This window comes from Cupriavidus sp. 01L46 (assembly GCF_056399905.1).
On record NZ_JBFTSF010000175.1, the window covers coordinates 1 to 13,574 of the forward strand.

Below are 13,574 nucleotides of genomic sequence, written 5' to 3' on the forward strand. Positions count from 1 at the left end.
GCGCAGGGACGAACGCATCCTCCGGCGCATGGCCGGTCCTTGTTGTTGCATGTCTCCTCCATTTTTTGTTGTGTGCCCATGCCGCGGCACAGCCAGAGGGCCGTGCCGGGTCTGACGGGCGGGATGCCGCAGGTGCTCAGGCTGCCTGCTGGCGCGCGATATTGATCACGCTCAGTTGCGCATACTCGGCCAGGCCTTCGGCGGCGAACTCCACGCCCACGCCGGACTCCTTGGCGCCCACCAGGGGGATGTGCGGGCCGAAATGCAGGTGATGGTTGACCCAGGCCGTGCCCACGTCGAGCCGCTGCGCCACGGCGTAGGCACGCGCCTGGTCGGACGACCACACCGAGCCGCCCAGGCCGTAGGGCGAGCCGTTTACGCGCGCCACGGCATCGTCCAGGTCTTCGTACCGGAGCACCGGCAGGATCGGCGCGAACTGTTCCTCGGCAACCAGCGCATTGGTGTCGGGCAGGTCGCGCACGATGGTGGGCGCGATAAAGTAGCCATCGCCCTTGAGCGCGGCGCCACCGGCCAGCACCTTGCCGTCGCGCCGGGCCGCGGCCAGGAAGCGGCCGGCCTTGTCGAACTGCATGGCGTTCTGCAGCGGCCCGAGAGTCACGCCGGACTCGGCGCCGTTGCCAACCACGGCCTGCCTGGCCAGTTCGGCCAGCGCATCGCAAAGCTCGTCATGGATCGCGGCATGCACGTACAGGCGCTTGAGCGCCAGGCATACCTGCCCGCAGTTGTAGAAGGCGCTGCCGAAGATCCTGGGCGCGATCTGCGCTACGTTGGCGTCGTCGAGCACGATGGCCCCGTCGTTGCCGCCAAGCTCCAGCGTGATGCGCTTGAGGCGGGGCCCGGCGCTTTCCATCACCTTCTTGCCCGTCGCGGTGGAGCCGGTAAACGAGACCTTGGCCACATCGGGATGCGACGTCAGCAAGCCGCCCAGATCGTTGAGATCGGTGATCACGTTGAGCACGCCTGCAGGGAAGATGCCGTTGGCGATGGCGCCGAGCTGCAGCGAAGCCAGCGGCGTGGTCGGCGCGGGCTTGAGCACCACGGTATTGCCCATCAGCAGCGCGGGCGCGATCTTGTAGGCGGCGATCAGCACCGGGAAATTCCACGCGGCAATGGCGGCGACCACGCCCAGCGGCTTGTGATGGACTTCGATGCGATGGGTGGCATCGTCCTGCACCACCGATACCGGCAGTTCCATGCCGGCGATATGGCGCACGAACGCCAGCGCGAACTGCAGCTCCTGGCGCGCCTCGGCCAGCGGCTTGCCCTGCTCCAGCACCAGCGACGCGGCGAGGTCTTCCGCGTTGGCCGCCATTTCGTCGGCCAAGCGCAGCAGCAAGGCGCGGCGCGCTGGCAGCCCGAGCGCCGCCCAGCCCGGCTGGGCCGCCTTGGCCGCCGCCACGGCCGCGTGCGCATCGCGCTCGGTCGCGCGGGATACCGTATTGAACACCTTGCCCGTGGCGGGATTGATCACGTCCAGCAGGGCCCCGCCCTCGACCAGCTTGCCGCCGATCACCAGTGCTGCATTGCTTGGCATATTGTCTGTCTCCTTTGTCTGTGCAGGTAGCGCTCATGCGCTCGTACTGCTTACTGCAAAGGCCGTGCCCAGCACACCGTGCGCGCGCTCGCCCGCCGCCGAATCCACGTCATCCCGCGCGTTGCAGCCCGTTGCAGCTCGTTGCAGCCGCTCCCCAAGCCTGATGGATGCAGCCGTGCGTGCAAGCGGCGCCGTATTGCTGTCTCAAACTGCGCCGGTGTCTCGACACAACTGAGACATGCCGGGAAAAAGAAAAGGCCCCCGATAACCGCGCACGCGATCATCGGGGGCCCTGAGGGCGCTAGTCCGGCTGCGCTCAGCCGGGGTTGTGGCGCGCCAGCTTGCGATACAGGGTGGCGCGCGAGATGCCCAGTGCGCGCGCAGCCTGCGAGCGATTGCCACTGAGCTGAGCCAGGGTCCTGTGGATCAGTTCGTTCTGCACATCCGCCATGACGGTGGAGTGGCCAAGGGCGGGCCGCGCCTCCAGCGCCGGTGTGCTGGCCGCGGCCGCCACCCAGCAGTCGTCGAAATGCTCGCGCCCCACGATTTCGCTATCGCCGGACAAGGCAATGGCTGCGCGCAGCACCTGGTGGAGCTCGCGGACATTGCCGGGCCAGTGGTGCGACATGACCAGGGCCATGGCATCGGCGTCGAGCCGCTTGGACCGCCCGCGCGCGAGCGACTGCAGGACGGCCGCCACCAGCTCGGGCATGTCCGTGCGCTCGCGCAGGGCAGGCATGCGCACCGACATGCCATTCAGGCGGTAGAACAAGTCCTCCCGGAAGGTGCCCTCGCGCACCAGGTCGGGAAGATGACGGTGGGTCGCGCAGATCACGGAGATATCGACCGGCACCGGCTTGCTGCTGCCGATGCGGGTCAGGCTGCGCTCCTGCAGCACGCTCAGCAGCCGGGTCTGCAGCGCCAGCGGCATATCGCCGATCTCATCCAGGAAGAGCGTGCCATGATTGGCCTGTTCTATCTTGCCTGCGCTGCCGCCCTTGCGGCTGCCGGTAAATGCACCGTCGGCATAGCCGAACAGTTCGGCTTCGGCCAGGCTTTCGGGAATCGCCGAGCAGTTGAGCGAGACGAAGGCTTCGCCCGGCCGGCTGGCCTCGTGCAGGGCACGCGCCAGCATGCTCTTGCCGGTACCTGTCTCACCCAGCACGATCACCGGCACCTGCTCGCGGATCACGGTCACGGCCTTCTCGACGGTGCGCGACAGCGCCGCATCGGCAATCACGCATGACCCGCCGTCGGCCAGCTTGGCGCCGTCGCCGCCATCGCTGCCATGCTGCCGGCGCGCGCGCATCGGCGCCATGGTCTGGTCGAGCGAAACAAAGAAGCGCTCGCCGCCAAGCGCCCTCAGCGAGGCATGGCGGGAGGCCGCCGTGCCATGCAGACCGCTGGCGAAGACCTGGCGCAGCTCGGTACCGGCACCGCCAGCGCCGCGCAGTTTCAGCATCTGCCGAGCGGCACGGTTGGCGGCCACGATCACGTCATCGCCCGAGATCGCGACAATGCCCTCGGCCGGCGTATGCAGCATGYGATGGTCATGATGCAGATGCAAGATGCGGCAGCCATGCAGCCTGGCGTACAKCCGGTTCTCGATCGACATGGCGGCCGACTGCACGAGGCCAAGCGCGTAGCTGGGCAGGTCCACGCCGAAACCGGTGATGTCGATCACGCCGATCAGCTGGTCGTGGCAGTCGTAGATCGGCGCCGCCGCGCATACCACGTCGACAAGCTCATTGAGATAATGCTCGCCGCGCCGTATCTCCACCGCCCCGCCGCCTTCGATCAGCACGCAGGCCGGCGCGTTGGTGCCGAGCGAGCTCTCGCATACGCGCTTGCCGCCCCGGAGCACGGCCGCGGCAGCCGGGCCAATCCCGGCGCGGGTGCCCGCGTTGGAGCTGACGATCATGCCGTCGGCGTTGGTGCAAAACACAAGCCAGTGCTGTGCGGGAAACGCGCGCGCCAGAATCTCCATGTCCTCGCCGGAGGCATCGATCAGCACCCGATGTTCATCCTCGATCCATTGCAGCTGCGTGCGCGAGACAGCCGTGCTGAACAGCGCCTGATCCTCGGGCCGCATGCCGGCGCTGGAGGCGCGCTGCCAGCTTCTGGCAATCAGGTCAGGTACGGTCCCGGGAGGAATGCGCTTCCCGTCGAAAAAATTCCGTCTCGCGAGCTGCACGTCCGTTGCCGGCCCAATCGATGCATGCCTCATTCAGTCGTCTCCGTACGGTCCTGTTCTCATGGCGGCAACTGCCGCTGCTGCCGCGGCGGGGGCGCGCGCGCTGGAGAGGAACTGTAAGTGAGGCCCCCTCTGTTTTCAAGCGCATGACGGCGCGGAACATGGTTTTCACCTAGCGGACAAGCACGAAGCCGGCACCCTTGCTGCGAAGCGGGCGGCACACCGTCTCAATTTGAGACAGTGCCGGCCAATGGCGGCCAATGGCAGGCAATGCCGCCAGGAACGCAAGAGGCACAGCCGGTGCCACCAGACCCGCTTTGCCAGCCGCCGTTGCGCCATGTAGTCCCCGTTTTGACGTGGCCTCCTGGTTGGCCACGCGGTTGGCCACGCGGGCCGGATCCACTTCAGGCAGCAAAAACGCAGCCCAGCGCCTAGTCTTTCCTTGTGGTAGCAGCCAGGAGAGCGCAATGAACGAAGAAACCTTCAACCTCAGCATCCGCAAGTTCCTCAAGGTCGTCGGCGTGAGCTCGCAGCGGGAAATCGAGCTGGCGGTGTCCAAGGCGATCGCCGCCGGCACCATCACCGGAACCGAACGCTTCCCGGTCGTGGTCACGCTGGAGCTGGCCGCCTTGCAGGTCAAGGTCCGGTTCGACGCAGAGATTCAGCTCGAGTGACGCCACTTGCCAATGCACTGGCCCCCTATTGCGTATGGCGAGGGTGGCCTGGCGCCACCATGCAGATCGCGGTCAATGCCGATGCTACGGCTGGAGAACCTCACGGCGTTTGCAGCGACACCCCGTACTGCGCGAAGATCTGCTGCAGCTCGCCGCTGCGGCGGATCGCGTCCAGCGCGTTCTGCAGTGACTCGGCGAGCTCGCTCTCGTCGGCCTTGACCGCCATGCCGATGGCCCAGCCGCGCGCGGGCAGCAGCGGCGAGGCAACGTCCACGGCGGCGAAACGCGCGGCGGACTGGCCGGCCACCTTGAGCGCGCTTTCGTATTGCGAGCGCGTGACCATTGCCGCGGCAATCTCGCCGGCAAACAGCGCGCGCAGCGTTTCGTCTGGCCCGGGATAGATCTTCACCTTGTCGCGCAGCGCGCCCTGCGCCCCGGACAACAGGGCATTGGCACCGGCGGAGCCGGCTTCCGCGCCGGTAGGCTGCCCGGCCAGATCCCCTAGCTGCCGGACCTCGGAGACGCGCTCACGGTCGTGTACCAGCACGAACATCTMGCGGTGATAGGGCGCAAAGATCAGCGCCTTGTCGTTCGCACGCATGAACGCACGGTCCACCGGCACATGCAGCATCACATCCGCCGGGCCATAGCCCAGGTAATGGCCACGCCAGACCATGTTGCGCAGGTCGTCGGACATGTTCTCGTCGCCATCGAACGGCAGCAGCGACACCGCCAGCCCCATCTGCTTGCTCAGGGCCTTCGCCAGCGCCACGTCGATGCCCGGCAACAGGTTGCCCGCTGCCGTGGAGAATGGCGGCAGGCTCTTATAGACGGCCACCTTCAAGGTCCCGCTCTGGCGGATCTTGGCCATATCGGCCAGCGACGGCTGGGCGCAGGCGAGCGCGGCAACCGCCAGCAGTGCGCCGGCCAGGCGACGCAGGCCAGCCTGGACTGGCATGGAGGGTGCGAGGCCGCGAAAAGAGCTGGCGCGCATGGGAGGTCTCCTGTTTTTTTGATCGTTGTGGTTGTGAATCCGGGGGGTACGGGAATCCGGGGATGCGCGGGCAGCCCCCGCCTCCCCCTTACTCGTGGCGCGATTCGAGGTAAGTCTTGATGGACCAGACGGCTTCCTGGCTCAGCACGCCGTCGAACGGCGGCATGTAGACCCGGCCGTCGCGCGTACGCCCCTTGCGCACGGTGGCGGTGAAGTATTGCGAGACCTCGCCCATGCATTCCTGCTTTTTCTTCGCGTTGGCCAGCGCCGTGCAATCGCCATCCAGCTTGCGCAGATCCGGCGCGATGCCACCGGACACCGCTTCCAGGCCATGGCAGCGCGCGCAGTTCTGGTTGTAGGCCGAGGAGCCGATACGCAGTGCTTCCTGCTGCGCATCGCCGCTCCTGTATGGATTATCCGGACGCCATTCTTCGCCGAGTTGCGGTAGTGTCTTGGTGTCCACGGCTTGCGGCGTGACGTCGCCATGAGCCGATGCGGCTTGGGGCAGCGCTGCGGCCAGGAGCGTGCAGATGGCAATCAGGGCAAGTGTGCGGCGTGGTGTTTTCATCAGTGTCACCTCCAGTTGTTGAACGCGTTTTGAAGGTGACTTCCGCAAAAGCCGTACCAAGCGCAAAGTGGGCCAAAAACCGGGCCGGCCCCCGGCAAATGGTTAGCGTGTGACACAGCCGGCCAATACCAGTGCCCTGGAATGCAACACCCTGGCAAGCGTTTTGCTTCATGACGCAACACTTCCGGGCCATGTCGATCACGCCAGGACTCGGAACGACCCGCGCACAGATCGCGGGCGACTTCCACAGGAGACAGAAAAATGACTTTCCAAGCGGCCGCTGGCCCGCATGTGCCCGGCGCCTCGCCGGCGGTAACGGGCAACCCGGCGGAGGGCAACCCGGCGGAGGGCGACCGGCCCGGCCTGATCGCCCAGGCCCACCAGCGCTCCGAATCCTATGGCTTGCGGCCCTATGAATCGCCGGACTTCTGCCCGGTGCTCCAGAACGAGCTGAATACCCAGATCGAGCGCAGCCAGTCGCTGTTTACCTACGCGCTGCCGGTCATGGAGACACTCTATGACCAGATCGTCAACACGCAGAGCATGGTGATCCTGACGGACGCTGCCGGCCTGATCCTGCACTCGCTGGGCGATGACGATTTCCTGGCCAAGGCCAGCAAGGTGGCCTTGCAGCCCGGCGCCCTGTGGTCCGAGGAAAGCCGGGGCACCAACGCCATCGGCACCGCGCTGGCCGAGAACAAGGCCACGCTGGTCCACGGCGCGGAGCATTTCCTGGAGGCCAACCGCTTTCTCACGTGCTCGTGCATGCCCATCCTCGATGCCTACGGCAAGACCGTCGGCGCGCTCGACGTAACGGGTGACCAGCGCGGGTTCCACAAGCACACCATGGCGCTGGTGCGGATGTCGGCGCAAATGATCGAGAACCAGCTGTTCGCCAATGCCTTCCAGGACATGGTGTGTGTCCGCTTCCACTCGCGCGCGGAGTTTATCGGCACCCTGGTCGAGGGCATCGCCTCCTTTACGCCGGGCGGACGCTTCCTGTCGGCCAACCGCAGCGCGCAGTTCCAGCTTGGGATGTCGGTCGGCGCCTTGCACGCGCACACCTTCTCCTCACTGTTCGGCCTGTCGCTGTCGCAGCTGTTCGACGCCGAGCGCAAGGCCCAGGGGGGCGTCGTGCACTTGCCGCTGCCAAGCGGCGTCAAGGTCAGCGCCCGCATCGAGTGGAAAGCGCCCGCCGCTTCCGTTCCGGCGGTGGCCATCGACCGTGGCGGCGCGCAAACGGACTGCAGGCCTGAAGCCACCTCCCTGCCCCACCGCGCGGCCACGCAGCCGGCCCAGCCCGGGCTGGACGACCTGGACACCGGCGATGCGCAGATCAAAAGCGTCATCACCAAGCTGCGCAAGGTGATCGGCAAGGATATTCCCGTCATGGTGCTGGGGGAAACCGGCACCGGCAAGGAACTGCTGGCCCGTGCCATCCACGCCGACAGCCCGCGCCATGCCGGGCCCTTCATCGCTGTCAACTGCGMCTCGATACCCGAGACGCTGATCGAATCCGAGCTGTTCGGCTACGAAGAAGGCGCCTTCACCGGCGCCCGCAAGAAGGGCGGCATCGGCAAGATGCTGCTGGCCAATGGCGGCACCCTCTTCCTCGACGAAATCGGCGATATGCCCTTGCACCTGCAGGCGCGCATGCTGCGGGCGCTGCAGGAGCGCGCGGTCACGCCGCTGGGCAGCAGCAAGGTGATCCACGTCGACGTGTCCGTGATCTGCGCCACCAATCGCAATATGCGGGAGCAGGTGGCCAATGGCATGTTCCGGGAAGACCTTTACTACCGCCTGAACGGCCTCGTGGTGCGGCTGCCGGCATTGCGCGAGCGCAGCGACCTCGATGTGGTGGCCAACAAGCTGTTGCGCGAGGGCCAGGCCAGCGGGGGACCGCGCATCAAGGATTCGGTCATGGAGATGTTCCGCAGCTATCACTGGCCGGGTAATATCCGCCAGCTCGGCAACCTGCTGCGCACCGCGCGCCTGATGGCCGAAGGCGAGGCGGAGATCACCGAGGACCACCTGCCCGACGATTTCCTGGAAGACCGGCTGGCACGCCAGGCCACCACCCATCCCGCGCATGGCGCCACGGTGGCGGCAGACGCCGCGCCGGACGGCGAGCGCGCCGCGCAGGCCGCGCCCCGCGCCCAGCCCACCCGCCTGGCCGACGTCGAGGCGCTGGCCATCGTCGCCGCGGTCAAGGCGCACCACGGCAATATTTCCGCGGCGGCCAAGGCGCTCGGCATCTCGCGCAACACGGTCTACCGGAAGCTGGACGAGGCCAACGCGCTGCCGCAGCAAGGTGGCTGAGACGGCAGCCGTGCGCGCCGGCCGGCGCTCAGGCCAGCGGCTCGCCGTTCATCCACAGGTCTTCCAGTTCGCGCCAGGCGTGCTGCACATTCAAGGGATGGCGCGCAGCGAAATAGCGCCAATGGCGGTACGGCTCGGCGGCGGCCGGGCTGAGCACGCGCGCCGCATCGCCGCCCGCTTCCAGTGCGGCGGCGACGCCGCCGGCCAACGCGTCCAGGTAGRCCAGCGTGGGCGCCAGCGTTTGCGCCGGCGTGCCCAGCGCGGTGCCCACCACGATATCGGCGGGTAGCGCGGACACGGCGCGCAGCGCGCGCCGCCAGCCTTGCAGGGACGCCTCCTGCATCTCCGGAACGCGGTCGCGGTAGGCCAGGCCGCCCACGCATAATAGCCGCCGCCGCGGCGCATACAGCACAGTATCCGAAGCGCTATGGGCCCCAGCGTGGACCTGCACCTCCCATGCGGTGGCGCCGGTCTGCAGGCGATCGCCATGGCGCAAGCCGGGTTCAGGCAACACGATCTGCGTGCCGCGCATCGCGGCTGGCCCCAGTTGCGCGGCCAGCCGGGCCAGGCACGCCTCGCAGCGCTGGCGCATCAGGCTAGCGGTGGCGGCAGAGGCCAGGAACGCGGGGCGCGGCCGCAAGCGCGCGAACGCCGCGTTGGCCAGCACGTTCTCGGGATGCGCATGGGTGTTGACCACCCAGCGCACCGGCTCGGGCGTCACTGCCCGGATCGCCGCCAGCAGCCCCTTCCCCCAGGCCAGATGCGGACCCGGGTCGACCACCAGCACCCCGGCTCCGGTCACATGGACCAGGGTCGGCACCACCTCCCCGGCATTGGCCCGCGCCACCTCGGCATTGGCTGCGCTGGCCACATACACACCAGGCTGCAACCTCGCCAGCACCACGCGGCCCAGTGCAGCGACCGGTCCGGCGCCGCCGAGCGCCATCACCAGCAGGGCGCCCATGAATCCGCGCCGGGTGGGATCTGTCACCGCTGCCCGCCCGCCGCGCGGATGGCTGTCCGCAGGGCCTCGGCCATGGCACCGGCAGGCAAGTGTCCGCCTGGCACCCAGACCAGCCGCGCCTGGGGCATGACCGCCTGCAAGCGCAGGGCATTGGCCGGCCGGCAGACCGCATCGGCACGGCCATGCAGCAACGTCACCGGCACGTCCCGCGCGCCGATCCGCGCCGCCGCCTTCAGCAGCGCCGGCTTGCCCAGCCCGGCACGGCGGCGCAGGTAATGCGCCTGAACCCGGTACTTGTCCACCGCCGCCATGCGCTCGCGCCACGGCTTGCGCACCGGCTGCATCCGGCCAAGACCCAGCATCCGCCGTTCGGCGCGCTGCCACTGTCCGGCAGTGTCCAGTTTTTGAACAGGCGTACCACTTTGCAACACTTGTGACACAGTGAGCAGGCGGGCCCGGGCATCGGACGACCGCTCGCCCCTAGCCATGACGCGCCGCAACACCGCGCCGCCGCGCAGAGAAAAAAGCCGATGGATATCGTCGCGGCCAGTCAGGAAAGCGCCCCGCAGCACCAGGGCCGCCACCGCGTCGGGATAGCGCGCGGCATAGGCCAGCGCCAGCGCGGCTCCCCAGGACCCGCCCACCACGCTCCAGCGCTGGATGCCAAGCGCTTCGCGCAGCTGCTCCAGGTCTGCCAGCAGCGCGCCCACCGTATTGCGGCGCAGCGTGCCGGCGGGCCGCGAACGGCCCGCGCCACGCTGGTCGGGCATCACCACGCGGTGCCGCAACGGATCGAACCACGCCCCCATCGACGGGCTGCAGCCGCTGCCCGGCCCGCCGTGCAGCACCAGCCATGGATCACCCGAGGCCGGGCCAGCCTGTCGCACATGCATGCGGTGGCCATCCCGCATACGGAGAAAAGAACAATGGGACGGCGGCGGCGCTGCGGGCATGGATGTTGCCTCGGAAAGAACGCGGCGATGTCCGCCGCAAGACAACGCAATGCATTCACTAACTATGCCACCCCCGAGGAGGAGACATGAACTGGACCACCCCCGCCTACAAAGAACTGCGCCTGGGTTTCGAGATCACGATGTACATCGCCAACCGCTGAGCCCCTTTGCCTGAACGCGCCAACCTGGCAAGGCCCGCTCCCCGCGGGCCTTTTTTCTCGCTGGCGGGCTTTTTGCTCTTCGACTCCGTCACGAACCCTATCGATACGCGCCATGACAATACTCCGGGTCCTGGGATCGGCCGCAGGCGGTGGCTTTCCCCAGTGGAACTGCAACTGCCGCCAATGCGATGGCGTACGCAACGGCACGCTGCGCGCCACGCCACGTACGCAGTCGTCGATCGCCTTGAGCGACGCAGGACAGGACTGGGTGCTGGTCAACGCCTCCCCCGACATCCTCGAGCAGCTGCGCCAGGCGCCAGCGCTRCAGCCGGCGCGCCAGCCGCGCGACACTGGGATTGCCGGGGTGGTGCTGATGGACGCCCAGATCGATCACGTGACCGGCCTCCTGATGTTGCGCGAGCATCGGCAAGCGCTGCCGGTCTACGCCACCGCGGCGGTACTGCAGGATCTCGGCACGGCGTTCCCGCTGACACGCATGCTGTCGCACTACTGCGGGCTGGACACGCACACGCTGGCCCTGGACGACGCGCCCTTCACGGTGCCACCGCTCCATGGCGTGATGCTGACGGCGGTGCCGCTGGAGAGCAAGGCGCCGCCCTACTCCCCCAACCGCAACGCGCCGCAGCGTGGCGACAATATCGGCCTTCGCATCGTCGATGCCGCCACCGGCCGGCGCGCCTTCTATGCGCCCGGGCTGGGCCGCATCGAGCCGCGCGTGCTCGACGAACTGCAGCGCGCCGACGTGGTGCTGGTGGACGGCACCTGCTGGCGCGACGACGAGATGCAGCAGCTTGGCTTCTCCGCCAAGACCGCCGCGGACATGGGGCATCTCGCGCTGTCCGGCCCAGGCGGCATGATCGAGACGCTCGACCGCCTGCCCGCGGCACGCAAGATCCTGATCCACATCAACAATACCAACCCGATCCTGGTGGACGACTCGCCGCAGCGCGGCCTGCTGGCGGACCACGGCATCGAGGTGGCCTACGACGGCATGGAAATCACGCTATGACACAAGCCACGGCCTGGAGCCCCGCCGAATTCGAAGCGCGCCTGCGCGCGAAAGAGACCGGCTATCACATCCACCACCCGTTCAACCTGCGCATGGCGGCCGGGCAATGCACGCCGGCGCAGATTCGCGCGTGGGTGGCCAACCGCTTCTACTACCAGACCAGCATCCCGCTCAAGGACGCTGCCGTCCTCTCCAACTGCACCGACCGCGCCACGCGCCGCGAGTGGGTCGTGCGCATCCTGGACCATGACGGCACAGACACGCAGGAAGGCGGCATCGAAGCCYGGCTGCGGCTGGGCCAGGCGGTGGGACTCACGCGGGACGCGCTGTGGTCGCACCGGCACGTGCTGCCCGGCGTGCGCTTCGCCGTTGACGCCTATGTGAACTTCGCGCGACGCGCGCCCTGGCAGGAGGCCGTGTGTTCCTCGCTGACCGAGATGTTCGCCCCGGAAATCCACAAGGAGCGCCTGGCCGGCTGGCCCGGGCACTATCCGTGGATCGAAGCGCAAGGCCTGGATTATTTCCGCTCACGCATTCCGCTTGCGCAGCGCGACGTCGATCACGGCCTGCGCGTGACGCTTGGCTACTTCCGCACGCCGGAGCAGCAGCAGCGCGCGCTGGACATACTTCAATTCAAGCTCGACATCCTGTGGTCGATGCTCGACGCCATCCAACTTGCCCACCCATGACCCCGACCGAAGCCGACCTGACCAAGCCGACGCTGCACCGGACCTTTCGCCTGCAGTGGGAAGACGCCCAGCAGAGCTGGATCCTGCTCTATCCGGAAGGCATGGTCACGCTCAACGACAGCGCGGCTGCCATCTTGCAGCGCTGCGACGGCAGCCACACCCTCGACATGCTGATCGACGACCTGCAGTCCGCCTTCGGCGTGCAGGGCATCGCACCGGAGGTACACGCCTTTGTCAAACATGCCATCGAACGCGGCTGGCTGGTCTGAGCCGCCAGCAGCCATGGCGCCGCCCGGGCCGCCGCTATGGCTGCTGGCGGAACTGACCTACCGCTGCCCGCTCCATTGCGCCTTCTGCTCCAACCCGGTGGACTATGCGCGGCATGATGCCGAGCTCGACACCGCCCAGTGGTGCGACGTTTTCACCCAGGCGCGCGCGCTGGGCGCCGTGCAACTGGGCCTGTCGGGCGGCGAACCCCTGCTGCGCAAAGACCTGGAAACACTGGTCGAGCATGCCCACGGGCTGGGCTTCTACACCAACCTCATCACCTCCGGCATCGGCCTCACGGATGCGCGGCTGGCCGCCTTGCGCGTCGCCGGGCTCGACCATATCCAGCTATCGTTCCAGGACTCCACGCGCGAGCTCAACGATTTTCTCTCCAGTACCCGCACCTTCAATCTGAAGCAACGCGTGGCGCGCCTGATCAAGGCGCACGGTTATCCGATGGTGATGAACTGCGTGCTGCACCGGCATAACCTGCCCCATGTCGGCGCCATCATCGAGATGGCGCTGGAGATGGGCGCCGAGTACCTGGAACTGGCCAACACCCAATACTACGGATGGGCCTGGGAAAACCGGCAGGCGCTGATGCCCACGCATGAGCAGCTGCGCGAAGCCGAAGCGATCGTGAATGCATACCGCGCACGCATCGGCAACCGGTGCAAGATCCTGTTCGTGGTGCCCGATTACTTCGAGCAACGGCCCAAGAAATGCATGAACGGCTGGGGCACCACCTTCCTTGGTGTGGCGCCCGAYGGCGTCGCGCTGCCCTGCCACGCGGCCCGCATGCTGCCCGGGCTCGACCTGCCGAATGTCACCACGCAATCGCTGCGCGAAATATGGCGCGACAGCGACGCCTTCCAGCGTTTTCGCGGCACGCACTGGCTGCCGGAGCCTTGCCGATCCTGCGATTCTCAGGCGCAAGACCATGGCGGGTGCCGCTGCCAGGCGTTCCTGCTGACCGGCGATGCCGCCGCCACGGATCCGGTTTGCGATCGGTCCGGAGAACATGGGAAGGTCATGGAGATCGTGCTACAGGGCAGGCTGGCCGAGGTGCAGGCGCGCGGGCGGGAGCACGGGATGGTCTTCCGCAGCGATGGGAATTCGCTCAGGCTAAGCAGCGAAGCGGACTGCGCTGGTAGTGAAAGCGCTAAATAGAAAATCAAGAACAGAAAAATCAAAGACGTTTCACAC

The 13,574-nt window shown here is 67.4% G+C and carries 13 protein-coding genes; 7 read left to right on the forward strand and 6 right to left on the reverse strand.

Annotated features, from left to right (window positions below; all coding sequences use genetic code 11):
* Positions 1-136: 136 nt before the first annotated feature.
* Positions 137-1,555 carry an aldehyde dehydrogenase family protein gene (locus AC1DS3_RS25355; RefSeq protein ID WP_441640484.1) on the reverse strand — a complete coding sequence of 473 codons (1,419 nt, stop codon included), beginning with the start codon at positions 1,553-1,555 and terminating at the stop codon, positions 137-139.
* A 316-nt stretch (positions 1,556-1,871) separates the two neighbouring features.
* On the reverse strand, positions 1,872-3,782 hold the full coding sequence (locus AC1DS3_RS25360) for a sigma-54-dependent Fis family transcriptional regulator (protein ID WP_477128196.1): 1,911 nt from the start codon (positions 3,780-3,782) through the stop codon (positions 1,872-1,874).
* A 434-nt stretch (positions 3,783-4,216) separates the two neighbouring features.
* Here AC1DS3_RS25360 and AC1DS3_RS25365 point away from each other — a divergent pair, with 434 nt between their 5' ends.
* Positions 4,217-4,423, forward strand: coding sequence for a DUF6494 family protein (locus AC1DS3_RS25365; RefSeq protein ID WP_441640486.1), 207 nt, complete (start codon positions 4,217-4,219; stop codon positions 4,421-4,423).
* A gap of 100 nt (positions 4,424-4,523) precedes the next feature.
* Here the strand turns inward: AC1DS3_RS25365 and AC1DS3_RS25370 are convergent, their stop codons facing one another.
* A complete protein-coding gene (locus AC1DS3_RS25370; protein ID WP_477128197.1) occupies positions 4,524-5,417 on the reverse strand; it encodes a substrate-binding periplasmic protein in 894 nt (297 codons plus the stop codon).
* An 88-nt stretch (positions 5,418-5,505) separates the two neighbouring features.
* The gene (gene pedF / locus AC1DS3_RS25375) at positions 5,506-5,985 is read right to left on the reverse strand and encodes a cytochrome c-550 PedF (RefSeq protein WP_441640488.1); all 480 of its coding nucleotides are present in this window, start codon (positions 5,983-5,985) and stop codon (positions 5,506-5,508) included.
* Between the two features lie 261 nt (positions 5,986-6,246).
* On the opposite strand from pedF, the gene AC1DS3_RS25380 reads away from it, so the two are divergent.
* Complete coding sequence (locus AC1DS3_RS25380; protein ID WP_477128198.1) at positions 6,247-8,304, forward strand: sigma-54-dependent Fis family transcriptional regulator; 2,058 nt, start codon at positions 6,247-6,249, stop codon at positions 8,302-8,304.
* A gap of 28 nt (positions 8,305-8,332) precedes the next feature.
* Here AC1DS3_RS25380 and AC1DS3_RS25385 read toward each other — a convergent pair whose 3' ends face one another.
* Positions 8,333-9,268: an MBL fold metallo-hydrolase gene (locus AC1DS3_RS25385; RefSeq protein WP_477128199.1), complete on the reverse strand. Its 936-nt coding sequence runs from the start codon at positions 9,266-9,268 to the stop codon at positions 8,333-8,335.
* A gap of 23 nt (positions 9,269-9,291) precedes the next feature.
* Positions 9,292-10,221 (reverse strand): alpha/beta fold hydrolase, encoded by a 930-nt coding sequence (locus tag AC1DS3_RS25390; RefSeq protein WP_441640491.1) that lies wholly within the window; start codon positions 10,219-10,221, stop codon positions 9,292-9,294.
* Between the two features lie 86 nt (positions 10,222-10,307).
* Between AC1DS3_RS25390 and pqqA the strand changes: the two genes are divergently transcribed.
* The 5 genes from pqqA to pqqE all read left to right on the forward strand — a co-directional run bounded on the left by pqqA (position 10,308) and on the right by pqqE (position 13,538).
* Complete coding sequence (gene pqqA / locus AC1DS3_RS25395) at positions 10,308-10,382, forward strand: pyrroloquinoline quinone precursor peptide PqqA (RefSeq protein ID WP_006161450.1); 75 nt, start codon at positions 10,308-10,310, stop codon at positions 10,380-10,382.
* A gap of 112 nt (positions 10,383-10,494) precedes the next feature.
* Positions 10,495-11,412: a pyrroloquinoline quinone biosynthesis protein PqqB gene (gene pqqB / locus AC1DS3_RS25400; RefSeq protein ID WP_441640492.1), complete on the forward strand. Its 918-nt coding sequence runs from the start codon at positions 10,495-10,497 to the stop codon at positions 11,410-11,412.
* Positions 11,409-12,101 carry a pyrroloquinoline-quinone synthase PqqC gene (gene pqqC, locus AC1DS3_RS25405; protein ID WP_477128200.1) on the forward strand — a complete coding sequence of 231 codons (693 nt, stop codon included), beginning with the start codon at positions 11,409-11,411 and terminating at the stop codon, positions 12,099-12,101. The genes pqqB and pqqC overlap by 4 nt, the downstream gene beginning before the upstream one ends.
* Complete coding sequence (gene pqqD / locus AC1DS3_RS25410; protein ID WP_035862268.1) at positions 12,098-12,370, forward strand: pyrroloquinoline quinone biosynthesis peptide chaperone PqqD; 273 nt, start codon at positions 12,098-12,100, stop codon at positions 12,368-12,370. The genes pqqC and pqqD overlap by 4 nt, the downstream gene beginning before the upstream one ends.
* Complete coding sequence (pqqE, locus tag AC1DS3_RS25415) at positions 12,342-13,538, forward strand: pyrroloquinoline quinone biosynthesis protein PqqE (protein WP_441640494.1); 1,197 nt, start codon at positions 12,342-12,344, stop codon at positions 13,536-13,538. The genes pqqD and pqqE overlap by 29 nt, the downstream gene beginning before the upstream one ends.
* Positions 13,539-13,574: the final 36 nt, after the last annotated feature.

Coding starts and splice junctions, on each gene's coding strand:
- AC1DS3_RS25355 (WP_441640484.1), bottom strand. CDS start 1,555: ATGCCAAGCAATGCAGCACTGGTGATCGGCGGCAAGCTGGTCGAGGGC.
- AC1DS3_RS25365 (WP_441640486.1), top strand. CDS start 4,217: ATGAACGAAGAAACCTTCAACCTCAGCATCCGCAAGTTCCTCAAGGTC.
- pedF (WP_441640488.1), bottom strand. CDS start 5,985: ATGAAAACACCACGCCGCACACTTGCCCTGATTGCCATCTGCACGCTC.
- AC1DS3_RS25390 (WP_441640491.1), bottom strand. CDS start 10,221: ATGCCCGCAGCGCCGCCGCCGTCCCATTGTTCTTTTCTCCGTATGCGG.
- pqqD (WP_035862268.1), top strand. CDS start 12,098: ATGACCCCGACCGAAGCCGACCTGACCAAGCCGACGCTGCACCGGACC.